The organism is Variovorax paradoxus, assembly GCA_016806145.1.
GTDB lineage: Bacteria > Pseudomonadota > Gammaproteobacteria > Burkholderiales > Burkholderiaceae_C > Variovorax.
This window is the reverse complement of record CP063166.1, coordinates 4613486-4640227: the sequence shown is the minus strand read 5'-3', so window position 1 is coordinate 4640227 and position 26742 is coordinate 4613486. Positions and strand designations below refer to the sequence as shown.

At 70.6% G+C, this 26742-nt stretch carries 26 protein-coding genes; 18 read left to right on the top strand and 8 right to left on the bottom strand.

The features are described from left to right. Nucleotides 1-99: 99 nt before the first annotated feature. Both INQ48_21665 and INQ48_21660 read right to left on the bottom strand, forming a co-directional pair. On the bottom strand, nt 100-1440 hold the full coding sequence (locus tag INQ48_21665; protein QRF55968.1) for a heavy metal sensor histidine kinase: 1341 nt from the start codon (nt 1438-1440) through the stop codon (nt 100-102). A 10-nt stretch (nt 1441-1450) separates the two neighbouring features. Then, a complete protein-coding gene (locus INQ48_21660) occupies nt 1451-2128 on the bottom strand; it encodes a heavy metal response regulator transcription factor (GenBank protein QRF55967.1) in 678 nt (225 codons plus the stop codon). Nucleotides 2129-2290: 162 nt separating this feature from the next. Here INQ48_21660 and INQ48_21655 point away from each other — a divergent pair, with 162 nt between their 5' ends. From INQ48_21655 to INQ48_21630, 6 genes are all read left to right on the top strand, one after another. Next, nucleotides 2291-2668, top strand: coding sequence for a hypothetical protein (locus tag INQ48_21655; GenBank protein QRF55966.1), 378 nt, complete (start codon nt 2291-2293; stop codon nt 2666-2668). A gap of 104 nt (nt 2669-2772) precedes the next feature. Then, on the top strand, nt 2773-4158 hold the full coding sequence (locus INQ48_21650) for a TolC family protein (GenBank protein QRF55965.1): 1386 nt from the start codon (nt 2773-2775) through the stop codon (nt 4156-4158). 9 nt (nt 4159-4167) lie between these two features. Then, entirely contained in the window at nt 4168-5586 is a 1419-nt protein-coding gene (locus tag INQ48_21645; protein ID QRF55964.1) for an efflux RND transporter periplasmic adaptor subunit, read from the top strand. 9 nt (nt 5587-5595) lie between these two features. Next, complete coding sequence (locus tag INQ48_21640; GenBank protein ID QRF55963.1) at nt 5596-8856, top strand: CusA/CzcA family heavy metal efflux RND transporter; 3261 nt, start codon at nt 5596-5598, stop codon at nt 8854-8856. Beyond that, nucleotides 8846-9748 carry a cation transporter gene (locus INQ48_21635; GenBank protein ID QRF55962.1) on the top strand — a complete coding sequence of 301 codons (903 nt, stop codon included), beginning with the start codon at nt 8846-8848 and terminating at the stop codon, nt 9746-9748. The genes INQ48_21640 and INQ48_21635 overlap by 11 nt, the downstream gene beginning before the upstream one ends. A 154-nt stretch (nt 9749-9902) precedes the next feature. Next, nucleotides 9903-10178: a general secretion pathway protein GspL gene (locus tag INQ48_21630; GenBank protein QRF60834.1), complete on the top strand. Its 276-nt coding sequence runs from the start codon at nt 9903-9905 to the stop codon at nt 10176-10178. A gap of 4 nt (nt 10179-10182) precedes the next feature. Here INQ48_21630 and mog read toward each other — a convergent pair whose 3' ends face one another. Both mog and INQ48_21620 read right to left on the bottom strand, forming a co-directional pair. Then, nucleotides 10183-10773, bottom strand: a complete 591-nt coding sequence (gene mog, locus INQ48_21625; protein ID QRF55961.1) for a molybdopterin adenylyltransferase — start codon at nt 10771-10773, stop codon at nt 10183-10185. Further along, nucleotides 10770-11426 carry a DUF615 domain-containing protein gene (locus INQ48_21620; GenBank protein QRF55960.1) on the bottom strand — a complete coding sequence of 219 codons (657 nt, stop codon included), beginning with the start codon at nt 11424-11426 and terminating at the stop codon, nt 10770-10772. The genes mog and INQ48_21620 overlap by 4 nt, the downstream gene beginning before the upstream one ends. A gap of 105 nt (nt 11427-11531) precedes the next feature. Here INQ48_21620 and pmbA point away from each other — a divergent pair, with 105 nt between their 5' ends. From pmbA to INQ48_21565, 11 genes are all read left to right on the top strand, one after another. Further along, the gene (gene pmbA / locus INQ48_21615) at nt 11532-12902 is read left to right on the top strand and encodes a metalloprotease PmbA (GenBank protein QRF55959.1); all 1371 of its coding nucleotides are present in this window, start codon (nt 11532-11534) and stop codon (nt 12900-12902) included. 70 nt (nt 12903-12972) lie between these two features. Further along, nucleotides 12973-13944, top strand: a complete 972-nt coding sequence (locus tag INQ48_21610; GenBank protein ID QRF55958.1) for an AraC family transcriptional regulator — start codon at nt 12973-12975, stop codon at nt 13942-13944. Between the two features lie 166 nt (nt 13945-14110). Continuing rightward, entirely contained in the window at nt 14111-15403 is a 1293-nt protein-coding gene (locus tag INQ48_21605) for a sugar ABC transporter substrate-binding protein (GenBank protein ID QRF55957.1), read from the top strand. 34 nt (nt 15404-15437) lie between these two features. After that, on the top strand, nt 15438-16307 hold the full coding sequence (locus tag INQ48_21600; GenBank protein ID QRF55956.1) for a sugar ABC transporter permease: 870 nt from the start codon (nt 15438-15440) through the stop codon (nt 16305-16307). Nucleotides 16308-16384: 77 nt separating this feature from the next. Further along, the gene (locus INQ48_21595) at nt 16385-17203 is read left to right on the top strand and encodes a carbohydrate ABC transporter permease (GenBank protein QRF60833.1); all 819 of its coding nucleotides are present in this window, start codon (nt 16385-16387) and stop codon (nt 17201-17203) included. 35 nt (nt 17204-17238) lie between these two features. After that, nucleotides 17239-18342, top strand: coding sequence for a sn-glycerol-3-phosphate ABC transporter ATP-binding protein UgpC (gene ugpC, locus INQ48_21590; GenBank protein QRF55955.1), 1104 nt, complete (start codon nt 17239-17241; stop codon nt 18340-18342). A 39-nt stretch (nt 18343-18381) separates the two neighbouring features. Beyond that, the gene (locus INQ48_21585) at nt 18382-19428 is read left to right on the top strand and encodes an NAD(P)-dependent alcohol dehydrogenase (protein ID QRF55954.1); all 1047 of its coding nucleotides are present in this window, start codon (nt 18382-18384) and stop codon (nt 19426-19428) included. A gap of 106 nt (nt 19429-19534) precedes the next feature. Further along, complete coding sequence (locus INQ48_21580) at nt 19535-20383, top strand: SDR family oxidoreductase (protein ID QRF55953.1); 849 nt, start codon at nt 19535-19537, stop codon at nt 20381-20383. Between the two features lie 8 nt (nt 20384-20391). Beyond that, on the top strand, nt 20392-21720 hold the full coding sequence (locus INQ48_21575; GenBank protein QRF60832.1) for an NAD(P)-binding domain-containing protein: 1329 nt from the start codon (nt 20392-20394) through the stop codon (nt 21718-21720). Nucleotides 21721-21746: 26 nt separating this feature from the next. Beyond that, on the top strand, nt 21747-22649 hold the full coding sequence (locus INQ48_21570; GenBank protein QRF55952.1) for a bile acid:sodium symporter family protein: 903 nt from the start codon (nt 21747-21749) through the stop codon (nt 22647-22649). Then, the gene (locus tag INQ48_21565) at nt 22646-23647 is read left to right on the top strand and encodes an NAD-dependent epimerase/dehydratase family protein (GenBank protein ID QRF55951.1); all 1002 of its coding nucleotides are present in this window, start codon (nt 22646-22648) and stop codon (nt 23645-23647) included. The genes INQ48_21570 and INQ48_21565 overlap by 4 nt, the downstream gene beginning before the upstream one ends. On the opposite strand, the gene INQ48_21560 is transcribed toward INQ48_21565, so the two are convergent. Then, nucleotides 23644-24540 carry a LysR family transcriptional regulator gene (locus tag INQ48_21560; GenBank protein QRF55950.1) on the bottom strand — a complete coding sequence of 299 codons (897 nt, stop codon included), beginning with the start codon at nt 24538-24540 and terminating at the stop codon, nt 23644-23646. The two genes, INQ48_21565 and INQ48_21560, sit on opposite strands and share 4 nt — an antisense overlap. 57 nt (nt 24541-24597) lie before the next feature. Between INQ48_21560 and INQ48_21555 the strand changes: the two genes are divergently transcribed. Continuing rightward, a complete protein-coding gene (locus INQ48_21555) occupies nt 24598-25416 on the top strand; it encodes a sulfite exporter TauE/SafE family protein (GenBank protein QRF55949.1) in 819 nt (272 codons plus the stop codon). A 16-nt stretch (nt 25417-25432) separates the two neighbouring features. Here INQ48_21555 and INQ48_21550 read toward each other — a convergent pair whose 3' ends face one another. The 3 genes from INQ48_21550 to INQ48_21540 all read right to left on the bottom strand — a co-directional run bounded on the left by INQ48_21550 (nt 25433) and on the right by INQ48_21540 (nt 26720). Then, on the bottom strand, nt 25433-25924 hold the full coding sequence (locus tag INQ48_21550) for an NUDIX domain-containing protein (protein ID QRF55948.1): 492 nt from the start codon (nt 25922-25924) through the stop codon (nt 25433-25435). A gap of 5 nt (nt 25925-25929) precedes the next feature. After that, nucleotides 25930-26379 (bottom strand): GatB/YqeY domain-containing protein, encoded by a 450-nt coding sequence (locus INQ48_21545; protein QRF55947.1) that lies wholly within the window; start codon nt 26377-26379, stop codon nt 25930-25932. A 128-nt stretch (nt 26380-26507) separates the two neighbouring features. Further along, nucleotides 26508-26720 carry a 30S ribosomal protein S21 gene (locus tag INQ48_21540; GenBank protein QRF55946.1) on the bottom strand — a complete coding sequence of 71 codons (213 nt, stop codon included), beginning with the start codon at nt 26718-26720 and terminating at the stop codon, nt 26508-26510. Nucleotides 26721-26742: the final 22 nt, after the last annotated feature.

The following is a 26742-nucleotide window of genomic DNA, read 5'->3' as shown; positions in this document are numbered from 1 at the left end:
TACGCGCAGTTCCGCGAAGGAAGCCCAAAGTTCTCGAGCGTTGCGGGTGCGATGAAGAAGAAAGGCGTCAGCCGGCGATGGCGGCCGAAGGCTGGCGCCTCACGGTTGCGTTGGCACCGTGAAGCCGATGCGCGTGGTGCCGTCCTGGCTCGATGCGAACACGCGGCCGCCATGCATCCGTGCGATCGCCTCCACGATCGACAGGCCCAGCCCATGGTGGCGGGCCGAGCCGTCGCGCGCCGGCGCCGCGCGGTAGAAGCGCTCGAACAGGCGCGGCAGCACCTCGGGCGCGATCGGCGCGCCGCGGTTGACGAGTGCCAGTGCGATCGCATCGCGCTGGCTCCCGGGGCCGCTGTCGGGCCCGATCTCGATCGCGATGGCCGAGTCCGGCGCGGCGAAACGGATGGCATTGCCCAGCAGGTTCGACAGCGCGCGCCGCACCAGTGCGGCATCGACGTCGACCCTGGCATCGCCTTCGACGCGAGCCCGCAGCCCGGCCTCCTCGAGCATCGCGTCGTGGAAGTCGATCACGTCGGCCGCCTGCGCCGCCAGGCTCACGGTGGCGCGCGAACGCGTCGCGCCGCCGCGCTCGGCCTGCGAGAGGAACAGCATGTCGGTCACGATGCCCGAGAGGCGGCCGATCTCCTCGAGGTTGGAGGCCAGCACCGCCTGCAACTCCTCGTTGCCGCGCGGCCGGGTCAGCGCGAGCTCGGTCGATCCGATCAGGTTGGCCAGCGGCGTGCGCAGCTCGTGCGCCACGTCGGCGTTGAAGGATTCGAGCTGCACGTAGGCGCGCTGCACACGCAACAGCAGTGCGTTGAACTGCGTGATCCAGGGTTGCAGCTCCTCGGCGAAGGCCAGCGCGTCGATCGGCTCGTTGGGCCGGTCGGGCGCCATCGCCGCGGTGCGCTCGGCCAGCGCCTTCAGCGGCCGCAGGCCGCGCCGCACCAGCCAGAAGCCGGTCAGCGAGACCAGCGCCGTGCCCAGCAGCACCGCGCCCAGCAGGGTCCAGGCCAGGCGCTCGAGCAGGCGCGCGTCGTTGGTCACGCTGATGCCGATCGAGACCGTGAGCGGCCCCGCCTGCGCGCCCGGCGCGCGCCACGGCATGCGCCGATCGCTGCGCACCCAGCGCCCGCCGGCCGGCGGCGCGGAGCGGAAGATGACGTCGCCGGTGGCCGTGACGATGGAGAGGCTGAACTCGTCCTCCATCGAGAAGAAGTCCTTGAGCTTGTGCCGCAGGGTCGAGAGATCGCCGGCCCTCTCGCTCTCGGCCAGCAGGTGCTGCACCAGCTCTACCTTGTGCGCGATCTCGATGTCCTGCTTGGCGCCGAAGTTCCAGGCCGTGACGAGGTAGACCGCGAGGCACACCACGCTGAGGCCGAAGAAGGTCTGGGCCGCGAACCAGAGCGACAGCCGGCGGCGTATCGAGGGGGCGCGCATGCTCGGGCCCTCAGGCCCAGGAGCGGTCTTCGAGCACGTAGCCCATGCCGCGCACCGTGTGCAGCAGCTTCACCTCGAAGGGATCGTCGATCTTGCCGCGCAGCCGACGGATCGCCACCTCGACCACGTTGGTGTCGCTGTCGAAGTTCATGTCCCACACCTGCTCGGCCAGCGTGGTGCGCGAGAGGATCTGGCCGCGCCGGCGCAGCAGCACCGTCAGCAGCATGAATTCCTTCGAGGTCAGGTCGACGCGCTTGCGCGCGCGCTGGCACTTGCGGCTCGCGAGGTCGAGTTCCAGGTCGGCCAGACGCAACAGTGTGGCGTCTTGGGCCTGGCCGCGGCGCAGCAGGGCCTGGATGCGCGCGAGCAGTTCCGAGAACGAGAAGGGCTTGACCAGGTAGTCGTCGGCGCCCTGCTGCAGGCCGTTGACGCGGTCCTCCACCTTGTCGCGCGCGGTCAGCACCAGCACCGGGACGTTCTTGGTGCGGCGTATCGCCTTGAGCACCGCGAATCCGTCGATGCCCGGGAGCATCACGTCGAGCAGGATCAGGCCGTAGTCGCCCTCGGTGGCCAGGTAGCGGCCTTCGATGCCGTCGCGCGCGATGTCGACGACGTAACCGTTCTCCTCCAGGCCCTTCTTGAGGTAGTCGCCCAGCTTGGGCTCGTCCTCGATGACAAGAATTCGCATCGCCGGATGGTAATGAAACAGGGGCTCCGCAGGGGGTTACAAATTCGTAATCCGCATGACGGACAAGGGCCCATCGAGGCGTCGTACTGTGCGCTGCACCCGCATTCCGTGGGGTCTTGAGAGGCCCGGCATCGAAAGTGCCGTCGATATACTCCCGCTCCCATGCGTCGCTGGCTGTTGATCTTCCTGGTGTTCCTGCTTCCGCTCCAGTACAGCTGGGCGATGTCGGCCGCCTATTGCGCGCACGAGCAGGACGCGCAGACGCAGCACTGGGGCCACCACGAGCATCCGGGCAACGCGGCCGAGGATCGCAGCCACGCCGACGCCGGCACGTCGAAGGACGCCGGCAACGCGCCGAACCCCGCGATCGGCGATTGCGCCCTGTGCCACTTCGGTCATGCGCAGCACGCGGTGACCGCGCCCGCGGTGATGCCCGGCCTCGCATTCGATCCGCAGGGCCCGCGCGCCGTGCTCGCCGAGTCCTTCGACTCGCACATTCCCGAAGTGCCCGTGCGTCCCGCATGGACTCTCGCCGCCTGATCCGGCGAGAGCACGCCTTCATACCCTTTCCGCACTGACACCGTTCATGCACTGAGCTCTCGCCGGATTTTCCCGTTCGTTGTTTTGCAACCCAGGAGAATCCGATGCGCACGCTCTTCGTGCCGCTGGCCGTGTTGGCCTTGGCGGTACCCCCGGTCTTCGCCGAGCCTTCGCTGCCCGCGCAGCAGGCCGCGGCCGGCACTTCCACCTCTTCATCGCAGGCAGCCGCCGGCCTCGAGCCCGCGGGCCCGCTGACCCTGCGCGGCGCGCTCGCGCTGGCGTTCCAGGCCAACCCGGGCCTGTTCGCGGCGCGGCGCGAACGCGAGGCCACCGATGGCGCGCTGCTGCAGGCCGGTGCCTGGCCCAATCCCACGCTCGACGTGACGCTCGAGGACACGCGGCGCGACAACCGCACCACCACGGTCCAACTGAGCCAGCCGATCGAACTCGGCGGCAAGCGCGCGGCGCGCGTGAGCGCGGCCGAACGCGCGCGCGACCAGGCCGAAGCCGCGCTCGCGGCCAAGCGCGCCGATCTGCGCGCCACCGCGATCACGCTGTTCTTCGAGGTGCTGTCGGCGCAGGAACGACTGCGGCTCGCGCAGGACTCGGTCGGCCTCGCGCAGGCGGCCACGCGCGCCGCGGCCAACCGCGTGGCGGCCGGCAAGGTCTCGCCGCTGGAAGAGACGCGCTCGCGCGTGGCCGAGGCCGGCATCCGCGTCGAGCTGATGCAGGCCGAAGGCACCCTGCGCACGGCGCGCCAGCAGCTCGCGGCGCTGTGGGGCAATCCGGCGCCGCGCTTCACGCAGGTCGACGGCGCGGTCGACAGCCTGCCGCAGCCCCTGGGCGAGCAGGAGCTGGCGCTGCGCCGTGCCGAGGCACCGGCGCTGCGCCAGGCAAGGCTCGAGGTCGAGCGCCGGCGCGCGCTGTCCGAGCTGGAGCGCGCCAGGCGCATTCCCGACGTGACCGTGTCGCTGGGCGCCAAGCGCGTGCCGGCTTCCGAGGCCGAGGGCGGTGCCGGCGGCTCGCGCCGTGACCAGGTGGTGCTGGGCCTGTCGGTGCCGCTGCCGATCTTCGACACCAACCGCGGCAACCTCGCCGAGGCCCTGAGCCGCGAGGAGAAGGCGCGCGACGAGCTCGCCGCGGCCGAACTGCAGCTGGGCGCCGACCTGGCGCAGGCGAGCGAACGGCTGCGCTCGGCGCGTGCCACGGCCCAGACCCTGCAGCGCGACGCGCTGCCCGGCGCGGCCGAGGCCTGGCGCGCGGCCACCAAGGGCTTCGAGCTCGGCAAGTTCAGCTTCCTCGAGGCGCTCGATGCGCAGCGCACCTTGTTCCAGGTGCGCGCGCAGTACCTGCTGGCGCTGGCCGAGGCGCACCGCGCCGCGGGCGAGCTCGACCGGCTGCTCGGCACCGAGGGCCTGGCCGACGACCTCGCCACACCGGCCCCCATGGCCACCACTCCGTCTTCCGCTTCTTCCGCTGTCACCCGCTGAGGTTTTTTCATGAGCATCGAACAAGAACGCAAGAGCCCCACGTCCGCGGTGGGCCGCAAGCAATGGATCGCGATCGCCGTCGTGCTGGCCGCGGGGCTGGGCATCGGCGCGCTGATCCTGCGCGGCGAGCCCGGCAAGTCCGGTGGCGGCGGCCATGCCGAATCGGCCGCGCATGCCGACGAGGAGCATCACGAGAAGAGCGGCAAGGAAGCCGCGGGCCACGGCCATGACCACGAGCATGCGAAGGGCCATGCCGATGGCGAGCACCACGAGGAGGAAGGAGGCAAGGGCGAGAAGAAGGCCGGCGACGACGGCCACGGGCACGGGGCCAAGGAGGAGGCCAAGGGTGAAACGAAGGCCGAGCCCAAGGCCGCCGGCGGCCACGAAGACGAGGACCGCAGGATCGCCTTCACCGAGGCCCAGATCCAGGCCGCCGGCATCGCGATCGAGACCACCGGCCCCGCGAACATCCGCACCGCGCTGCAGCTGCCGGGCGAGATCCGCTTCAACGAGGACCGCACGGCGCACGTGGTGCCGCGCGTGCCGGGCGTGGTCGACAGCGTGCCGGCCAACCTCGGGCAGGAGGTCAAGCGCGGCCAGGTGCTGGCGGTGATCTCGAGCCCGGCGCTGTCGGAGCTGCGCAGCGAGCTGCAGTCGGCGCAGCGCCGGCTCGAGCTCGCGCGCAGCACCCACGAGCGCGAGAAGAAGCTGTGGGAGGAGAAGATCTCGCCGCAGCAGGACTACCTGCAGGCGCAGCAGGCGATGCAGGAGGCGCAGATCGCGGTTGCCAACGCGAACCAGAAGCTGCTGGCGCTCGGCGCCGTGCCGGGTTCGGGCGGCGGCGCGCTGGGCCGCTACGAGCTGCGCGCGCCGTTCGACGGGCTGGTGGTCGAGAAGCACATCTCGCTCGGCGAATCGGTCAAGGAGGACGCCAACGTCTTCACCGTGTCCGACCTCTCCAGCGTCTGGGCCGAGATCAGCGTGCCCGCGCAGCACCTGCCGCTGGTGCGCACCGGCGAGACGGTCAACATCCGCTCCACCGCCTTCGACCAGGTGGCGCAGGGCAAGGTCTCGTACGTGGGCGCGCTGCTCGGCGCGCAGACGCGCACCGCGACCGCGCGCGTGACGCTGGCCAACCCGCAGCGCGTGTGGCGCCCGGGGCTGTTCGTCAACGTCGAGCTGGTGGCCTCCGAGCTGCAGGCGCCGGTCACGGTATCGGCCGAGGCGGTGCAGAGCGTGGAGGACAAGCCCACCGTGTTCCTGCGCGTGCCCGGCGGCTTCATGCCGCAGGCCGTGCAGACCGGTCGCAGCGACGGCCGGCGCATCGAGATCACCGGCGGCCTGAAGCCGGACCAGCCCTATGCCGCCGCGGGCAGCTTCGTCGTCAAGTCGCAGCAGGGCAAGGCCTCCGCGACCCACACCCACTGAGGGCGCACGATGTTCGAACGTGTGATCCGATTCGCCATCGAGCAGCGCTGGCTGGTGCTGCTCGCGGTGCTGGGCATGGCCGCGCTCGGCGTGTTCAGCTACCAGAAGCTGCCCATCGACGCGGTGCCCGACATCACCAACGTGCAGGTGCAGATCAACACCGCCGCGCCCGGCTACTCACCGCTCGAGACCGAGCAGCGCGTGACCTATCCGATCGAGACCGTGATGGCCGGCCTGCCGGGCCTGCAGCAGACGCGCTCGCTGTCGCGCTACGGCCTGTCGCAGGTGACGGTGATCTTCAAGGACGGCACCGATATCTACTTCGCGCGCCAGCTCGTCAACGAGCGCATCCAGTCGGCGCGCGAGAAGATGCCCGAGGGGATCTCGCCGGTGGTGGGGCCGATCTCCACCGGCCTGGGCGAGATCTACCTCTGGACCGTGGAGACGGAGGAGGGCGCGAAGCGGCCCGACGGCCAGCCCTACAGCTCCACCGACCTGCGCGAGATCCAGGACTGGATCATCAAGCCGCAGCTGCGCAACGTGCCGGGCGTGACCGAGATCAACTCCATCGGTGGCTACGCCAAGGAGTTCCAGATCGCGCCCGATCCCGCCAAGCTGCTCGCGCACGGCCTCACGATGACCGACATCGTGACCGCCCTCGAGCGCAACAACGCCAACGTGGGCGCGGGCTACATCGAGAAGCGCGGCGAGCAGTACCTGATCCGCGCGCCGGGCCAGGTGAAGTCGGCCGAGGACATCGGCAACGTGATCCTCGGCAACGCGCAGGGCGTGCCGCTGCGCGTGTCCGACGTGGCGCAGGTCGGCATCGGCCAGGAGCTGCGCACGGGCGCGGCCACCGACAACGGCCGCGAGGTGGTGCTGGGCACGGTGTTCATGCTGATCGGCGAGAACAGCCGCAGCGTCTCGCAGGCGGTCGACCGCAAGATGCAGGAGATCAACCGCACCCTGCCCGAGGGCGTGAAGGCGGTGACGGTGTACGACCGCACGGTGCTGGTCGACAAGGCCATCGCCACGGTGAAGAAGAACCTGCTCGAGGGCGCGGTGCTGGTGATCGCGATCCTGTTCCTGTTCCTCGGCAACATCCGCGCGGCCATCATCACCGCGCTGGTGATCCCGCTGTCGATGCTGTTCACCTTCACCGGCATGGTGAACCAGCGCATCAGCGCCAACCTCATGAGCCTGGGCGCGCTCGACTTCGGCATCATCATCGACGGCGCGGTGGTGATCGTGGAGAACTGCGTGCGACGCCTGGCCCATGCGCAGGCCCACAAGGGCCGGCCGCTCACGCGCAGCGAGCGCTTCCACGAGGTCTTCGCGGCCTCGCAGGAGGCGCGCCGGCCGCTCTTGTTCGGCCAGCTGATCATCATGATCGTGTACCTGCCGATCTTCGCGCTCACCGGCGTCGAGGGAAAGCTGTTCCACCCGATGGCCTTCACGGTGGTGATCGCGCTCCTGGGCGCGATGATCCTGTCGATCACCTTCATCCCGGCGGCCGTGGCGCTGTTCATCGGCAGCAAGGTCGGCGAGAAGGAGAACCGGCTGATGACCTGGGCGCGCCGCGCCTACGAGCCGCTCTTGGCGCGCGTGATGAACGCCAAGCCGCTGGTGATCACGCTGGCCTCGGTGGCCGTGGTGCTCTCGGGCCTGCTGGCCACGCGCCTGGGCACGGAGTTCGTGCCCAGCCTCAGCGAGGGCGACTTCGCGATCCAGGCGCTGCGCATCCCGGGCACCAGCCTCACGCAGTCGGTCGAGATGCAGCAGCAGCTCGAGCGCACGCTGAAGGCCAAGTTCCCCGAGATCGAGCGCGTGTTCGCGCGCACCGGCACGGCCGAGATCGCTTCCGACCCGATGCCGCCGAACATCTCCGACGGCTACATCATGCTCAAGCCCGAGAGCGAATGGCCCACGCCCCGGCGCAGCCGCGCCGAACTGCTGGTGGCGGTGCAGGAGGAGGTCGAGCAGCTGCCGGGCAACAACTACGAGTTCTCGCAGCCGATCCAGCTGCGCTTCAACGAGCTGATCTCGGGCGTGCGCAGCGACGTGGCGGTGAAGATCTTCGGCGACGACATGGCGGTGCTCGAGAAGACCGCCGCGCAGGTGGCGGGCGTGCTCAACGGCATCGGCGGCGCGGCCGAGGTCAAGGTCGAGCAGACCACGGGCCTGCCGATGCTCACGGTGGAGATCGACCGCGGCAAGACCGCGCGCTACGGCCTCAACGTGGGCGACGTGCAGGACGCGGTGTCGATCGCGGTCGGCGGCCGCGAGGCGGGCACCCTGTTCGACGGCGACCGGCGCTTCGGCATCGTGGTGCGCCTGCCCGAGAACCTGCGCACCGACCTGGAGGCGATCCAGCGGCTGCCGATCGCGCTGCCGCGCGGCACGGCGGCGCCCGCGGGCATCGCCGGCGGCACGGTGCAGGGCGCCACGGGTGCCGCGCCCGAGGGCCAGCGGCTGAGCTTCATCCCGCTCGGCGAGGTCGCCACCTTGTCGCTCGCGCCCGGCCCCAACCAGGTCAGCCGCGAGGACGGCAAGCGCCGCATCGTGGTCAGCGCCAACGTGCGCGGGCGCGACCTCGGCTCCTTCGTGGCCGAGGCCGAGCAGGCGATGCAGTCGGTGCGCATTCCCGTGGGCTACTGGACCGACTGGGGCGGCCAGTACGAGAACCTCGAGTCGGCCACCCAGCGGCTGCAGATCGTGGTGCCGGTGTCGCTGCTCCTGGTGTTCGTGCTGCTGTTCGCGATGTTCGGCAACCTCAAGGACGGCCTGCTGGTCTTCACCGGCATCCCGTTCGCGCTCACCGGCGGCATCGTGGCGCTGTGGCTGCGCGACATCCCGCTGTCGATCTCGGCCGCGGTGGGCTTCATCGCGCTGTCGGGCGTGGCGGTGCTCAACGGGCTGGTGATGCTGTCGTTCATCCGCAACCTGCGCGAGGGCGGCCTGCCGCTCGACGCCGCGATCCGCGAGGGCGCGCTGACGCGGCTGCGGCCGGTGCTGATGACCGCGCTGGTGGCCTCGCTGGGCTTCGTGCCGATGGCCATCGCCACCGGCACCGGCGCCGAGGTGCAGCGGCCGTTGGCCACGGTGGTGATCGGCGGGATCCTGTCCTCGACCGCGCTCACGCTGCTGGTGCTGCCGCTGCTCTACCGGATCGCGCACCGGCGCGACGAGGACGAGACCGAGGAGGAGATCCGCGAACGGGAGCAGGGCGCGCCCATCGACCCCGAACCGCAGGCATCCCATGGCCCATGAGCATTCGCACGGCGCGGGCGCCAACGAGAAGGCGCTGCGCTGGGCCTTGCTGCTGACCTCGGCCTACCTCGTGGCGGAGGTGGTCGGCGGGCTGGTCTCGGGCAGCCTCGCGCTGCTGTCCGATGCCGCCCACATGTTCACCGACACGGTGGCGCTGGCGATCTCGCTGGCCGCCATCCGCATCGGCCAGCGTCCCGCCGACCGGCGCCGCACCTTCGGCTACCACCGCTTCGAGATCCTTGCGGCGCTGCTCAACGCGGTGCTGCTGTTCCTGGTGGCGATCTACGTGCTGTACGAAGCCTGGCGGCGCATCGCGGCGCCGGCCGAGATCCAGTCGACCCTGATGCTGCTGGTGGCCGCGGGCGGGCTGGTCGTCAACCTGGTCGGCATGCGCCTGCTGGCCGGCGACAAGGACAGGAGCCTCAACGTCAAGGGCGCCTACCTCGAGGTATGGGCCGACATGCTGGGCTCGGTGGGCGTGATCGTCGGCGCGCTGGTGATCCGCTTCACCGGCTGGGCCTGGGTCGATTCGCTGATCGCGGTGGCGATCGGCCTGTGGGTGCTGCCGCGCACCTGGCGCCTGCTGCGCGAGAGCCTCAACGTGCTGCTCGAGGGCGTGCCCGACGAGGTCGACCTGCCCGAGGTCGAGCGCGCGCTGCGCGCGAGCGAGGGCGTGGCCAGCCTGCACGACCTGCACGTGTGGGCGCTGTCCAGCGGCAAGGTGAGCCTCAGCGTGCACGTGGTGAGCGCGGCCGGGGTCGACGACCTGGCACCGCTGGTGCAGCGGCTGCGCGCGCTGCTGGCCGAGCGCTTCGACATCCACCATTCGACCGTGCAGGCCGAGCGCGTGCCCTGCGAACAGGCGGGGGCGACGCACGGCTTCGGAAGCTGATCGGTTCGCGCCTGGCGGATGGCGCACAATCCGCCGCGAATCACAGCACACAGGACCGATGAGCCGCAGCCACCGCCAGTCTTATTCGCCCGCCATCGAGGCCGCCGCCCGCGCGCCGCGCCGCCGCAAGGCCAGCCCATCCGCGCATTCGCCGATGGCCTTCGACGCGGCATCGGCGCCCGCGGATTCCGCTCCCTCCACGAGGACCTGGCGCTCGACGCTGGTCGGCGCCGCCATCGGCTTCGGCATCGTGCTGGCGCTGGCCATGCAATGGCTCATGACCTGGCAGCTCGACGCCGCGCAGCAGCGCCGCGAGCAGCACAAGCAGTTGCGCGCGGCCGCCTCGCGCTGCTACGAGCAGGCGTCGAATGCCGCGGTGCAGGCCTGCCTCAAGGAGGTCGAGGCCCGGAGCGCGGCGGCCCAGCCCTGAAGCTTCAGCGCGCGGGCCGGATCGCCGACTTCGGCCGGAAGGCCTTGCAGACCGAATCGTCGGTCTCGAGGTAGGGCCCGCCGATCAGGTCGATGCAGTAGGGCACGGCCGCGAAGATGCCGGGCACGAGCTGCTGGCCCTCGGCGTCCTTCAGGCCTTCGAGCGTTTCCGCGATCGACTTGGGCTGGCCCGGCAGATTGATGATCAGGCTCCGGTCGCGGATCACCGCGACCTGGCGCGAGAGGATCGCGGTCGGCACGAAGCGCAGGCTGATCTGGCGCATCTGCTCGCCGAAGCCCGGCATCTCCTTGTGGGCCACGGCCAGCGTGGCCTCGGGCGTCACGTCGCGCAGCGCGGGGCCGGTGCCGCCGGTGGTCAGCACCAGCGAGCAGCCGGCGTCGACCAGCTCGATCAGCGCGGCGCTGATGCCGGGGGCTTCGTCGGGGATCAACCGGGGCTCGAAGTCGATCGGATTGCGGAGCGCGCGGCGCAGCCAGTCCTGCAGCGCGGGCAGGCCCTTGTCCTCGTAGGCGCCGCTCGAGGCGCGGTCGCTGATCGAGACGATGCCGATGCGTACTGGATCGGGTCCGCTCATGCATCTTCCTCCCGGCCCTGTTCCGCCGCCGCCGCCGCATGGTCGTCGCCGCCATGCACCGCGAGCTGCTCGCGCACGAGCTGGAACACCTCGCGGTAGGCCTTGCCCTGGCGCGGCGCCTCGCCGGCCGGGCCGGCCTTGATGTCCTTGCGCGCCTGGCGCACGAGGGCGCGCAGCTGCTGGGCATCGGTGGCCGGGTGGGTCTCGATCCAGCCGCCGAGCGCATCGTCGTCGGCGATCAGGCGGTCGCGCCAGCGCTCGGCCTCGTGCAGCAGCGCGGTCTCGGCGGCCGGCCCGCTGGCCTGCTCGGCCAGCGCGGCACGGATCGCCTCGACGGTGGGCTCGTCGAGCTTGCGCATCAGCTTGCCGATGAACTGCATCTGGCGGCGCTTGCCCTCGAAGTTGGTGATGCGTTTGGCCTCGCGGATCGCCTCGACCAGCTTCTCGTCGAGCGGCAGCGCGTCGAACAGCGCGGCGCGCAGGGTCATGAGCTCCTCGCCGAGCTTCTGCAATTCGGCGCTCTCGCGCTTGAGGTCGGTGCGGCTGGCGTCATCGGTGCCTTTGAGCTCGCGCTTGAGCTCCAGGTCGAGTTCGCTGCCTTCGGCGACGAACTGGCCGCGGACGAAGTAGCCTTTTTTGGGTTTGCGGGACATGGGGATGGATTCTGTGCCGCGCCGCGCGGCGGTGCAACGCGGCGGGAGCGAGGGGAAAACGCTGCCAAACGGGAAACGGGGGGCGCAAGTATCATAGCCACCCACATGACGACCTCTTCCTCGCGCGCCGACTCCGGCTTCGCCTACAGCCGCTCCTTCTTCGAAAACCTGGTCGATTCGGCCCTGGCGCATGCCAAGAAGCTGGGGGCCACCAACGCGGGGGCCGAAGCCTCCGAAGGCTGTGGCCTCAGCGTCTCGGTGCGCAAGGGCGAACTCGAGAACGTCGAGCGCAACCGCGACAAGTCGCTGGGCATCACCGTCTACGTCGGCCACCGGCGCGGCAATGCCAGCACCTCCGACTTCTCCGAGGCGGCCATCGCGCAGACCGTGCAGGCGGCCTACGACATCGCGCGCTTCACGGCCGAGGACCCGGTCAGCGGCCTGCCCGACGAGGCCGACATCGCCAAGGAGCATCCCGACCTCGACCTGTTCCACCCCTGGGAGGTCACGAGCGAGCAGGCCGCCAAGCTGGCGCTCGAGTGCGAGGCGGCCGCGCTGTCGACCGACAAGCGCATCACCAACAGCGAGGGCGCGGGCGTCTCGGCCCAGCAGAGCCACTTCTTCAGCGCCCACACCCACGGTTTCCGCGGCGGCTACGCGAGTTCGCGCCACTCGATCTCGGTGGCGCCGATCGCCGGCAAGGGCGACAACATGCAGCGCGACGCCTGGTACAGCTCGATGCGCTCGGCCGACGAGCTCGCGAGCCCGCAGGCCGTGGGCCGCTATGCCGCCGAGCGCGCGCTGAGCCGGCTGAAGTCGCGCAAGATCAAGACGGTGGAATGCCCGGTGCTGTTCGAGTCGCCGCTGGCCGCGGGCCTGCTCGGCGGGCTGGTGCAGGCCACCAGCGGCGGCGCGCTCTACCGCAAGAGCACCTTCCTGCTCGACTCGCTCGGCAAGCCCGTGCTGCCCTCGCACGTCGACGTCAGCGAAGACCCGCACGTGCTGCGCGGCAAGGGCAGCTCGCCCTTCGACGACGAGGGCGTGGTCACGCGGGCGCGCAAGGTGGTCGACGCGGGCCGGCTCGAGGGCTATTTCCTCTCGACCTACTCGGCGCGCAAGCTCGGCATGAAGACCACCGGCAATGCCGGCGGCTCGCACAACCTGGTGCTGAGCTCGCGCCTGACGCAGGCCGGCGACGACCTCGACGCGATGCTGCAGAAGCTGGGCACCGGCCTGTTCGTCATCGAGCTGATGGGGCAGGGCGTGAACTATGTGACCGGCGACTACTCGCGCGGCGCCAGCGGCTTCTGGGTCGAGAAGGGCCGCATCGCGTTCCCGGTGGAGGAGATCACCATCGCCGGCAACCTCAAGGACATGCTGATGGGGATTGAAGCCATCGGGGCCGATGCTTACACTTTCGGCGCCAAGACGACGGGCTCGCTGCTGGTCAACCGCATGAAGGTCGCCGGCGCCTGATCCCCCGGGGAAAGGGCGCCGCGGTCGCGGCATCCGGTTGGCGGCCCTGATTCCAGGGAGACAACGAACGATGAACCGACCCCAGCGCGCCGCCCGCAAACCCGAACTCGAACACGAACTGCTGCGCGACCCGCGCCTGGGCTTCGAGCCCGCGGGCGGCGGCACCGTGCGCTGCCTGCAGCACGGCGTGCCCTGGCCCTTCGACTGCTGGCACTACCACGACGAGTACGAGCTGCAGATCATCAACCGCACCACCGGCCAGGCCTTCGTGGGCAACCACATCGGCCGCTTCGAGCCCGGCTACGTGGCGCTGGTGGGTTCGCGGCTGCCGCACACCTGGATCTCCGACGACGTGCCGGCCGAGGGCATCGCCGACCGCAGCATGGTGATCCACTTCCGCGAGGAGCCGCTGCGCAGGGGCTCGGCGCTGTTCCCCGAGATCGACGCCGTGCTGCCGATGCTCGACCGCGCGCGCCGCGGCATCGAGTTCTTCGGCATCGGCGAAGTGGCGCGCGAGCGCTTCCAGCGCGTGCAGGCGCACGAGGGCATGGCGCGGCTGGCGGAGTTCATCGGCCTGCTGCACGAGCTCGCGCGCTGGGAGGACTGGCGCCTGATCTCGAGCGAGGACGAGCCCTCCGACGGCGACCCCGCCACCAGCACGCGCATGCGCCGCGTGCTCGACCACCTCGACGAGCACCTGGCCGAGGAGATCTCGCTGGCCTCGGTCAGCGCCATCGCGAACATGGCCGAGAGCAGCTTCTCGCGCTACTTCCACCGCCAGATGGGCAGCACCTTCACCGAGTTCGTGACCCGGCTGCGCATCGCCAAGGCCTGCCAGATGCTGCAGACCTCGGACCGCCTCGTGAGCGACATCTGCTACGAGGTCGGCTTCTTCAACATCGCCAACTTCAACCGCCGCTTCCTGCAGCACAAGGGCATGACGCCCAGCGCCTACCGCCAGCAGGCGCAGGAACGCTTCGGGCTGCGCACCGTTCACTACCCGCCCACGACCCCGGTAAAACCCCAGTCGGCCTGGTCATGAAAGTACCAGTACCCCGGTTGGGGGGTACGCGGCACCGCTGAGCCGCTGCATACGCTTCACCCCGTCCCGTCGCTGTCGCGCCGCCCCTCGAAAAGGGCGCCCGGCACGGCGGGCTTGTTCCCCGGCTTCGGCCGGCGATCCGCAACAAGTTCAACGGAGACAAGCGATGTTCAAGGAATCCGCAGGGAGGCGCGTCCGGGTCCGCACGCTGCTCGTGGCGCTGCTGGCGGCCGGTGCCGCCGGTGGAGCGCTCGCGCAGGCCGCGTCGTGCAACGAGGACGTGCGGGTGCTGGCGCAGCCGCGTGACGGCCTGACCCTGCTCGAAAAGTACAAGGACGAGTTCAAGACCCTGGCCGGCGCCTCGTTCAGCATCGACAACCTCAACGAGAACGACCGCCGCACCAAGACGCGCGCCGATGCCTCGACCGTGGGCAAGTACCACGTCTACTACGTCGACGAGGCCAACGTGCCGCTGTTCGCGCAGTCGAAGTGGATCGTGCCGCTCGCGAAGTACTACCCGGCCGACTACGACTACGCCGACTTCGATCCGGGCCGCCAGAAGGTCGCCACCTATGCGGGCGAGGCCTGGTTCGCGCCGCTGACCGGCGGCGGCGACCTGATGGTCTACCGCAAGGACCTGCTCGAGAAGGCCGGCATCAAGCCGCCGGCCACGCTCGAGGAGTTCGTGGCCGCCGCGAAGAAGCTCAACGACCCGGCCAACGGCGTCTACGGCGTGGCGCTGCGCGGCCAGCGCGGCTCGGGTGCCAACGTGTGGCGCTGGATGCCCTACTTCCGCGGCTACGGCGGCCAGTGGTTCGACGGCGACAAGCCGGTGTTCGACTCGCCCGCCGCGCTCAAGGCCACGCAGACCTACCTCGAGCTCTTCAAGTACTCGGCGCCCGGCACCAAGACCGGCGGCTGGGACGAGGCCACCGGCGCCTTCCTCGCGGGCAAGGTGGCGATGCTGGTCGAGTCGACGCCGCTCGCGGGCAACGCGCTCGATCCCAAGATGTCGACCGTGATCGGCAAGATCGCCTATGCCACGCCGCCCGCGCCGCTGACCGGCGGCGGCTACGGCCACGGCCTGGCGATCGGCGCCAAGGCCAACAAGAGCGAGGAGGCGAGGAAGTGCGCCGGCCTCTTCGTCGCCTGGGCCACCTCGAAGAAGAACGAGCAGCGCCGCCTCGCCGAGGGCCAGTTCGGCGAACTGAACCGCACCAGCGTGCTGGGCAGTCCCGAGTTCTCCAGGCGCTACGGCGCCGACCTCGGCAAGGCGCTGGCCGACACCGGCAAGCTCACCGCGGTCAACTTCTGGCAGGACCCGGCCTGGCCCGACCTCGGCGACCGCTGGGGGATCATCCTCGAGGAGCTGATCACCGGCTCGCGCACCGACATCCAGGCCGGCCTCGACGAGCTCGACGGCTATGCCAAGCAGCTGATCGCGCGGCGCCGCAAGTGAGCCGCCCGGCCCCGCGTTCCTTGCGAGTCCCGCAATGACCCTTCACAAGACCCGACTGCCGCTCGTCTTCATCGGCCCTGGCCTGCTCGTGCTCGCGGTGCTGGCGCTGGTGCCCACCGTGTTCGCCATCGCCGTGTCGCTGCAGGACCGCGAGCTCGGCCAGTCCGACATCGGCTGGGTGTGGTTCTCCAACTACCTGCAGCTGTTCTCGGACCGGCGCTTCCTCAACGCGGTCGGCGTCTCGCTGACCTGGGAGCTGCTGACCGTGAGCGCCACCATGGGGCTCGCGGTGCTGCTCGGCGTGCTGCTGTTCCAGAGCGCCACGCCGCGCTGGCGCAACCTGCTGTGCATGCTGTTCATCGTGCCGGTGCTGCTGCCGCGCGTGTCGGCCGCCTTCGTCTGGAAGTTCGCCTTCCATCCGCTGTTCGGCCTCTTGACCTGGCCCTACAAGGCGATCACCGGCGAGCCGCTGGACCTGCTCGCGCAGCCGCTCACGGCGCTGCTCACGGTGGCCTTCGTCGACGTCTGGCAGTGGGGCCTGTTCTTCGCGGTGATCGTGCTCAAGCTGCTCGAGACCCTGCCGCCGCAGCCCTTCGAGGCGGCGCGCATGGACCATGCGAAGCCCTGGGAGGTCTACGCCTTCGTCGCGCTGCCGATGCTGCGCGCGCCGCTGATCAGCCTGAGCTTCGTGAAGATGATCGAGTCGCTGCGTGCCTTCGACCTGATCTACGTGATGACGCGCGGCGGCCCCGGCATCTCGACCGAGACCCTCGACATGTACGCCTTCTCGCAGGGCTTCATCGAGTCGGGCCGCATCTCCTACGCCTCGAGCATGGCCGTGCTGATGATGGTGGCCTCGACCGTGGCCTTCACCTACCTCTGGAAATGGACCCGGCCCGCATGACCCCCGCCACGACTTCCGCCGCGCCCGTGCTGCGCGCCGGCGATGCGCCCGCCATCCGCCCGGCCGCGCGCCGGCGCCTGGGCCTCGGCACGCTGATGGCGCGGCTGGTGCTCGCCGCCGCGGCGCTCTCGGCACTGGTGCCGGTGCTCTGGACCTTCCTCAACTCGTTCAAGAACCGGGTCGACATCGTCTCGGCGACGCCGAAGTTCCTCTTCACGCCCACGCTCGAGAACTACGCCTACGTGCTGGGCCGCGAGGCGGTCGCGCAGGGGCTCGTCAACTCGCTCGTGGTGGTGGGCTCGGCGGTTCTCATCGGCGCGCTGCTGGGCCTGCCCGCGGCCTATGCGCTGGCGCGCTATCCGGTGCGCCGCGCCGACGACATCCAGTTCTTCGTGCTGTCGATGCGCTTCCTGCCGCCGGTGGCGGTGGCGATCCCGCTGATGGTGATCTGGCTGCAGCTCGAGCTCTACGACACGCGCATCGCGCTGATCGTGACCTACACGCTGCTCACGCTGTCGACCGTGATCTGGCTCGCGATCCCGGCCTTCAAGGCGGTGCCCCGGGAGGTGGAGGAGGCCGGCCGCGTCGACGGCTACGGCCCCTACGCGATCTTCCTCAAGGTGGCGCTGCCGATCGCCGCGCGCTCGCTGGTCGGCGCCATCGCCTTCGGCTTCGTGCTGGTGTGGAACGAGTTCCTGATCGCACTGATGCTGACCACCTCGGACGCCAAGACGCTGCCCATCGTGGCCTCGGAGCTGAGCCAGCTCGGGCGCGACGTGCCCTGGGGCATCCTGAATGCGTCCGTGATCCTGCTGTCGCTGCCGCCGCTACTGATGATCGGCGTGCTCAGCGGCTTCCTCAACGCGGCCTTCAAGCGCAAGCGCGACGCCGCATGAAGACCGCGCGCCCCCTTTCCGAGAGAAGCAACAACATGTCCGCCATCAGCTGTCACAAGATCATCAAGCGCTACGGCGACACCCAGGTGGTGCACCAGTTCGACCTCGACGTCTCGGACAACGAGTTCGTCGTCTTCCTCGGCCCCTCGGGCTGCGGCAAGTCGACCATCCTGCGCATGCTCGCGGGCCTGGAGGACATCAGCGGCGGCGAGCTGCTGATCGGCGGCACGCGCGTCAACGACCTGCCGCCGCAGGAGCGCGGCATCGCGATGGTGTTCCAGAACTACGCGCTCTATCCGCACATGAGCGTGCGCGACAACATCGCCTTCGGGCTCAAGCGCCTGAAGGTGCCGAAGAGCGAGATCGCGCGCCGCGTGAAGGAGGTGTCGGACACGCTGGGCCTGGAGCGCTACCTCGAGCGCCGGCCGACCGAGCTCTCGGGCGGCCAGCAGCAGCGCGTGGCGATCGCGCGCGCAATGATCAAGACGCCCAGGGTGTTCCTGTTCGACGAGCCGCTGTCGAACCTCGACGCCAAGCTGCGCAACCACATGCGCGTGGAGATCGCGCGGCTGCACCAGACGCTGCGCACCACCACGGTCTACGTCACGCACGACCAGCACGAGGCCATGACCCTGGCCGACCGCATCGTGCTGCTGCGCGACGGCCGCATCGAGCAGGTGGGCTCGCCGCGCGAGATCTACGAGAACCCGCGCTCTGCCTTCGTGGCCGGCTTCATCGGCACGCCGCCGATGAACCTGCTCGAGATGACGGTGGCGCACGGCGACGGCGGTGCCGTGCTGCGCGGGCACGGCGGCACGGTGCGCGTGGATGCGCGCCGCTTCGCGCTCGAGGGGCGCGAGCGCGTCACGCTCGGCATCCGGCCGGCCCACCTGCTGGCGCTGCCCGACGACGCGGGCGCCTTCGTGGGCGAGGTGCAGCTGGTGGAGTATCTGGGCAACGAGGTGCTCGTGAGCATCGGCGACGGCCCGGGCAGCGAGATCGCGGCGCTGGTGCATTCGGCGCGCGCGCCGCGGCTCGGCGAGCGCGTGCGCTTCGGCATCGACGCGGCCCAGCTCCACCTGTTCGACGCGCAGACCGGCGCCTCGCTGCGGCGCGAGGCGGTGGCGCCGCTGCACTGAACCCCTTCATCGACTTCCCCTCAGAAACACCCGTTCTCCATGAAAGCCCTTGTCCTCGAGAAAGCCCACGAACTCGCGCTGCGCGAGATCGCGCTGCCGCCGCAACCGGTCGGCCCGCGCGACGTGAAGATCCGCATGCACACCGTCGGCGTCTGCGGCAGCGACGTCCACTACTACCAGCACGGCGGCATCGGGCCCTACGTGGTCGACGCGCCGATGATCCTCGGCCACGAGGCCTCGGGCACGGTGGCCGAGGTCGGCTGCGAGGTCACGCACCTGCGGCCCGGCGACCGGGTCTGCATGGAGCCCGGCATTCCGCAGCTCGACTCGCGCGCGGTGCGCGAGGGCATCTACAACCTCGACCCGGCCGTGCGCTTCTGGGCCACGCCACCGATCCACGGCTGCCTCACGCCCTACGTGGTGCATCCGGCGGCCTTCACCTTTCGCCTGCCCGACAACGTGAGCTTCGCCGAGGGCGCGATCGTCGAGCCGCTGGCGATCGGCCTGCAGGCCGCGAAGAAGGCCGCGCTCAAGCCCGGCGACGTGGCGGTGGTGGTGGGCGCCGGCACCATCGGCGCGATGACCGTGCTGGCCGCGCTCGCGGGCGGCGCGGCGCGCGTGATCCTGGCCGACCTGGTGCCCGAGAAGCTCGCGCTGTTCGCCGACAACCCGGCCGTGAGCACGGTGGACATCCGCGAGCGCAAGCTGGCCGACGCGGTGCGCGAGCTGACCGACGGCTGGGGTGCCAACGCCGTGTTCGAGGCCAGCGGCAGCGTGCGCGCCTTCGAGGGCATCTTCGAGCTCGCCTGCCCCGGCGGCTGCGTGGTGCTGGTCGGCATTCCGCCAGCGCCGGTGGCCTTCGACATCGTCGCGATCCAGGCGAAGGAACTGCGCATCGAGTCGGTGTTCCGCTACGCCAACATCTTCCCGCGCGCGCTCGCGCTGATCGCCTCGGGCCAGGTCGACGTCAGACCCTTCATCTCGCGCACCTTCGCGTTCGAGGACGGCATCCGCGCGTTCGAGGAGGCCGCGGCGGGGCGGGCGACGGACGTGAAGATCCAGATCGAGTTTCCGGCCGAGGCCTGAGCGGCGCCGGGCCCCGCGGCCCGGCGTGCAAGGGAAAACGCCGGGGCGGCGCGGCAAAACGCGCCGCTACATTGGGGCGCATCTTTTTTCGAGCCGCGCTTCCCCGATGCCCCCTCGCTTTCGCAATGCCGTGCTGACGGGCGCCTGTGGCGGCCTGGGCCAGGCCTTGGCGCGCGGGCTGATCGCCGACGGCACGCAGGTGGCGCTGGTGGGGCTCGACCGCGAACGGCTGCGCGCGCTCGAGGCACTGGCGCCCGGGCGCTGCGCGGTCTACACGCCCGACGTGGCCGACACGGTGGCGATGCAGGCCATGGCCGCCGACTGGATGGCCCGGGCCGGCACGCCCGACCTGGTGATCGCCAACGCGGGCGTGGCCGGCGGCTTCGACACCGCGCAGGCCGAGGACCTCGCGGTGTTGCGCCGCATGCTCGAGATCAACCTGCTGGGCGCCGCGACCACCTTCCAGCCCTTCGTGGCCGCGATGCGCGGCGAGGCGCGCGGCGCGCTGGTCGGCATGGCCAGCATCGCGGGCTGGCGCGGCATGCCGGGCAACGGCGCCTACTGCGCGAGCAAGGCCGGGCTGATCCGCTACCTCGAGAGCCTGCGCGCCGAGTTGCGCGGCAGCGGCGTCGGGGTGCACACGGTGAGCCCGGGCTACATCCGCACCGCGCTGACCGCCGGCAACCGCTTCGCGATGCCGGGGCTGCTCGAGCCCGAGGAGGCCGCGCGCCGCACGCTCGCGGCGGTGGCCGCGGGCCGCGAGCGCATCGTGCTGCCGCGGCGCATCGGCTGGCTCTCGAAGGCACTCGATTGCCTGCCCGAGGCGCTGCACGACCGGCTCTTGCGCGGCCAGCCGCGCAAGCCGCGCGCGGGCGAGGCCGGCGCCACGCCGATCCCCGGGCTGCGGCCCTTTTCATCACCGCCCTCGCCGAAGGAAGGCTCGCCGCCAACGTGACAGTGACAGTGCCCACCCACGAACAGATCGCGCTGATCGGCGCCGGCCCCTCGGGCCTCGCCGGTGCCCGCAACCTGCAGAAGCACGGCATTCCCTTCCAGGGCTTCGAGGCGCACAGCGACGTGGGCGGGCTGTGGGACATCGACAACCCGCGCTCCACGGTCTACCACTCGGCGCACCTGATCTCGAGCAAGAGGACCACCGAGTTCAGCGAATTCCCGATGCCCGACACGGTGGCCGACTACCCGAGCCACCGCGAGCTGCGCCGCTACTTCAGCGACTTCGCCACTCGCTTCGGACTGCGCGAGCATTACCGCTTCGGCACGCGCGTGCTGCGCGTGGAGCCGACCTCGGACGCGCCCGACACCACCTGGCAGGTGAGCGTGGGACCGGCCGACGGCGATGGCGAGGAGGGCGTGGAGACCTTCGAATTCAAGGGCGTGGTGATCGCCAACGGCACGCTGTCCGAGCCCAAGCATCCGCGCTTCGACGGCCACTTCGAGGGCGAACTGCTGCACACCAGCGACTACAAGCATGCCGAGATCTTCAAGGACAAGCGGGTGCTGATCGTGGGCGCGGGCAACTCGGGCTGCGACATCGCGGTCGACGCGGTGCACTACGCGAAGTGCGTGGACATCTCGGTGCGGCGCGGCTACTACTTCGTGCCCAAGTACGTGTTCGGCAAGCCGGCCGACACGCTCGGCGGCAAGAAGCCGCTGCCGCCATGGCTCAAGCAGCGGCTGGACGCCAAGGTGCTGCAGTGGTTCACCGGCGACCCCACGCGCTTCGGCTTTCCGAAGCCCGACTACCGCATGTACGAGTCGCATCCGATCGTCAATTCGCTGATCCTGCACCACATCGGCCACGGCGACATCGCGGTGCGCGCCGACGTCGAGCGGCTGGCCGGCCACACCGTCTACTTCAAGGACGGCGGCACGCGCGACTACGACCTGATCCTCACCGCCACCGGCTATGCGCTGCACTACCCGTTCATCGACCGCGCGTTGCTCGACTGGCAGGGCATGGCGCCACGGCTGTACCTCAACATCTTCTCGCCGCGCTTCGAGAACCTCGCGGTGCTCGGCATGATCGAGGCCAGCGGCATCGGCTGGCAGGGGCGCTACGAGCAGGCCGAGCTGGTGGCGCGCTACCTGCGCGCGCAGGCGGCGGGCTCGCCGAAGGCCGCGGCATTGCGCGCGGCCGCCAAGGGGCCGGCGCCCGACCTCTCGGGCGGCTACAAGTACCTGCAGCTCGAGCGCATGGCCTACTACGTGCACAAGGACACCTACCGCGCCGCGGTGCGCGGCGCGTCTGCGGCGCTGGCCGATCCTTCCTGAGCCGACGAAAAAAGGACACGCGCCCCATGCTGCCCGTCGACGAGATCCGCCTGCACTTCAATCCGGCCTCGCTGGTGCTGCTCAACGTGGTGCTGGGCTTCCTCATGTTCGGCATCGCGCTGGACACGCGCATCGAGGACTTCAAGCGCGTGGCGCGCATGCCCGGCGCGATGGCGGTGGGCATCGGCGCGCAGTTCGTCGTGCTGCCGGCCGTGACCTTCGCGCTCACGCTGGTCCTGAAGCCGGCCCCGAGCATCGCGCTCGGCATGATCCTGGTGGCCTGCTGCCCGCCGGGCAACATCTCGCAGATCCTCACGCACCGCGCGGGCGGCAACGTGGCGCTGTCGGTGTCGATGACCGCGATCTCGAACGCGCTGTCGATCGTGCTGATGCCGCTGAACTTCGCCTTCTGGGGCGGGCTGCATCCGAGCGCCGCGCCGCTGCTCCAGACCATCGCGCTCGATCCGCTCGACATGCTGGGCCACATCGTGATGATCATCGGCATCCCCTTCGTGCTCGGCGTGGCCTGCGCGCACCGGCTGCCGGGGCTCACGGCGCGCATCAAGAAGCCGGCGCGGATCCTGAGCTTCCTCGCGCTGATCGCCTTCATCGTCGGCGCGATCGCGGGCAACTGGCGCTACTTCCTCGACTACGTGGGGCTGGTGCTGCTGGCCGTGGTGCTGCACGACGCGCTGGCCTTCGGCACCGGCTACCTCTGCGCGCGGCTGTCGGGGCTGGCCGACTACGACCGGCGCGCGGTGGCGATCGAGGTCGGCATCCGCAACGCGGGGCTCGGGCTGGTGCTGATCTTCAGCTTCTTCGGCGGGCTCGGCGGCATGGCCGTGGTGGCCGGCGTCTGGGGCTTCTGGGACATCATCGCGGGCCTCGCGCTCGCGACCTGGTGGGGCCGCCGGCCCGCCGTGCCATGACCGCCGCCGCGCGCCGCGTGCTGGTGACCGGGGCCGACGGCTTCCTGGGCCGCGGCGTGCTCGCCGCGCTCGCGCCGCGGCTCGGCCATGGGCAGCTCGAGGGCCTGGTGGCGCTCGACGTGCGAGAGGTGCCGCGCGAGCGCCGGCTGCCGGGCGTGGCCTACCTGGCGCAGGACGTGCGCGAGGCCGGCATCGGCAAGGCCTTCGCCGACCATGCCATCGACACCGTGGTGCACCTGGCCTCGATCGTCACGCCGGGCAGGGACTCGAACCGCGACTTCGAGCATTCGGTCGACGTGGGCGGCACGCGCAACGTGCTCAAGGCCTGCACCATGTACCGGGTCGCGCACATCGTGGTGTCGTCGAGCGGCGCGGCCTACGGCTACCACGCCGACAACCCGGCCTGGATCGACGAGCGCCAGCCGCTGCGCGGCAACGCGGTGTTCGCCTATGCCGACCACAAGCGCCAGGTCGAGGAGCTGCTGGCCGACTGGCGCGCGCGCCATCCCTCGCTGGCGCAGACGGTGCTGCGCGTCGGCACCATCCTCGGCGAGCGCGTCGACAACCAGATCACGGCGCTGTTCGAGAAGCGGCGGCTGATCGCGATCCGCGGCAGCGCGAGTCCCTTCGTCTTCGTCTGGGACGAGGACGTGACCGGCGCCATCGCCCATGCGCTCGAGGGCGGCGCGCCGGCCGGCTGCTACAACCTCGCGGGCGACGGCGCGCTGCCGATCCACGAGATCGCGGCGCGCCTGGGCAAGCGCACCATCGACTTTCCCGCGGGCGTGCTGAAGACGGCGCTGGCGGTGGGCTCGGCGCTTGGCGTGAGCCGCTACGGGCCCGAGCAGCTCGACTTCCTGCGCTACCGGCCGGTGCTGTCGAACACCGCGCTGAAGGAGCAATTCGGCTTTCGCCCGCGCAAGACCAGCGCCGAGGCTTTCGAGGCCTTCGTGGCGGCGCGCGCGGCGCAGGGGCGGCCGGTCACGCGCGGGGCTTAGGCCTTCTCCACCGGCTCCAGCAGGTAGGCGAGCATGCGCCGCGCGTTCAGCGGCAGCTCTTGCGAATTGCGCACGCAGGCCATCAAGGTGCGCTCGGCCCAGGCGTCGGCCAGCGAGGCGCGCGCGATCTTCATCGAACGCGCGCAGCGCGCGGCCGCGGTCTGCGGCAGGATGCCCACGCCGATGCCCTGCTCGACCATGCGGCACACGGCCTCGAAGTTGCGCACCCGCACGCGGTAGGACAGGTGGCGCCCGAGCGCGCGCGCATGCATGGTCACGAGCTGCTGCAGCGCGCTGTCGGCGGGCAGGCCGACGAACTCGCTGTCGACCACCTCGGCCAGCTTCACGCGCCGGCGCCCGGCCAGCGCATGGCCGCGCGGCATCACCAGCACCAGGTCGTCGCGCCGGAACGGATGGCATTCGAGGCCCTCGGTATCGATGGCGTCGGAGACGATGCCGATGTCGCACAGCCCGGCGCGCAGCGCCTCCACGGTGTCGGGGCTGGGCCGTTCCTCGAGGTCGATCGACACCCGCGGATGCTGCGCCAGGAAGCGCGCCAGCACCTCGGGCAGGTGCTCGGTCAGCGCCGAGGTGCCGCAGAGGAAGCGCACATGGCCCTTGAGGCCCTGGCCGTATTCGCCGAGCTCGCCGCGCAGCCGCTCCATCTGCTGCAACACCACGCGCGCATGGTGCAGCAGGGTGCGGCCGGCCTCGGTGGGGCGCACGCCCTGGGCATGGCGCGTGAGCAGCGGGGTGCCGAGCGCGTCCTCCATGCCGCGCACGCGCTGGCTGGCCGAGGCCAGCGTCATGTGCGAGCGCTGCGCGCCGGCGGTCAGGCTGCCGGCTTCGACGACATGGAGGAAGAGCCGCAGGTCGGTGAGATCGAATCGCATGGTGAGCCCGCAAGGTAGCACGCCGGCCTCAGTCTGTGCCTGAGGCTCGCTGCGCGAATGCCGGATTCCCGGCCGGCGCCGCGGCCGGCAGACTGCGCGCCGATGACGTCCTCCTCCTTCTCGAACGAACTGGCCGGCCTCGCGGGGCACGGCTTCGCCGCCGCGGCGGTCTTCCTGCTGGCCGGCGTGATCAAGGGCGTGATCGGCCTCGGGCTGCCCACGGTGTCGATGGGCCTGCTCGCGCTGTGGATGCGGCCGGTGCAGGCGGCGGCGCTGCTGATCGTGCCCTCGCTGGTCACCAACGTCTGGCAGACCGGGCCGCGCGCGACTTTCCTGCCGGTGCTGCGGCGCATCGGCGGCATGCAGGCCGGCATCGTGGCGGGCACGCTGGGCGGCGCCTGGTGGCTGGGCGTGCCGGCCGGCGCCTGGGCCTCGGTGGCGCTCGGCGTGGCGCTGGTCGCCTATGCGCTGTGGGGGCTGACCGGGCGGCAACTGAAGGTGGCGCCCGCGCACGAACGCTGGCTCGGACCGCTGATCGGCATCGCGACCGGGCTGGTGACGGCCGTGACCGGTGTGTTCGTGGTGCCGGCCGTGCCCTATCTGCAGGCGCTGGGCTTCCAGCGCGACGCGCTGATCCAGGCGATGGGCATCTCGTTCACCACCTCGACCGTGGTGCTGGCGATCGGGCTCGCGGGCAACGGCGGCTATCCGCTGGCGGTGCTCGGCGGCTCGGCGCTGATGCTGGTGCCGGCGATCGCGGGGATGGTGCTGGGCACCTGGCTGCGCCAGCGGCTGCCGGTGCCGATGTTCCGGCGCTGCTTCCTGGTCGGACTGGGGCTGCTGGGCGCCTACATGGCCGTGCGGGCCATGGGATGAGCGCGCTGGGGTTCGTTCAGCCCGCGGCCACGGGCTGGGCGGCCGCCAGGGCCTGCGCGGCGCGCACGCGTTCGATGGTCTGGCGGTAGGGCAGGGCGTAGCCGTCGATCGGCGCCTCGGGCGCCAGCCAGCTGAACGAGAACACCAGGCCGTCCTCCTCGGGGCTGCCCATGGCCACGTGGTCGAAATGCTCGGGCAGCGGCCCTTCGGCATGGATCAGGAACAGGTGCCACAGCTGCGGATGGCGGTGGGTGTTGCCCTCGACGCCGGCCTCGCAGTCGCGCTGCAGGGTGCCCAGCGAGATTAGCGCGCCGGCATGGTCGATGCCCGATTCCTCGAGCAGCTCGCGCCGCACCGCGAACTCGGGCGACTCGCCCGGTTCGATGGTGCCCTTGGGCAGCTGCATGTTGCCGTCCTCGGGATGGCGGAACACCAGCAGCCGGCCGCGCGCGTCGACCAGGCAGGCGCAGGCCTTCGGGATCGCGGCGGTCTCGGTGCAGGCGGTCATGGCGATCAGGCGCCGGTCAGCGCGGCCTTGACCGCGGCGCTCACCAGGCCCATGTCGGCCTTGCCGGCCAGGCGCGTCTTGACCGCACCCATCACCTTGCCCATGTCGCCCGGGCCCGCGGCGCCGAGCTCGGCCACGATGGCCTTGACCTCGGCGGCGATCTCGTCGGCGCCCAGGCGCTGCGGCAGGTAGACCTCGAGCACCTTGATCTCGGCCGCTTCCTTGTCGGCCAGGTCGGTGCGGCCGCCCTGGGTGAAGGCGGTGACCGAGTCCTTGCGCTGCTTCACCAGCTTGTCGACGATGGCCACGACCATGGCGTCGTCGAGTTCGACGCGCTCGTCGACTTCCTTCTGCTTGAGCGCGGCCAGCAGCAGCCGGATCGTGCCCAGGCGCTCGGAGTCCTTGGCGCGCATCGCGGTCTTCATGTCTTCGGTGATCTGTTCTTTGAGGCTCATGGGGTCTCCTGCGGGAAAAAACAAAGCCGCGGCAGGTTTCCCTGGCGCGGCTGGAAGGCAGTTGGCGGGGCGGAGGGCGGCGGGTTCGGTGTTGTCGAATCGGCCGCTGTCTCCGGTGCCAGGGTGCGTCAGTACAGCTTCTTGGGCAGCTGCATGCTGCGAACGCGCTTGTAGTGGCGCTTCACGGCGGCTGCCTTCTTGCGCTTGCGCTCGGCGGTCGGCTTTTCGTAGAACTCGCGGGCGCGCAGGTCGGTCAGCAGGCCGAGCTTTTCGATGGTGCGCTTGAAGCGGCGCAGGGCGACGTCGAAGGGCTCGTTTTCTTTAACGCGGATGGTGGTCATCAGGAATCGTTGATTTGAAATT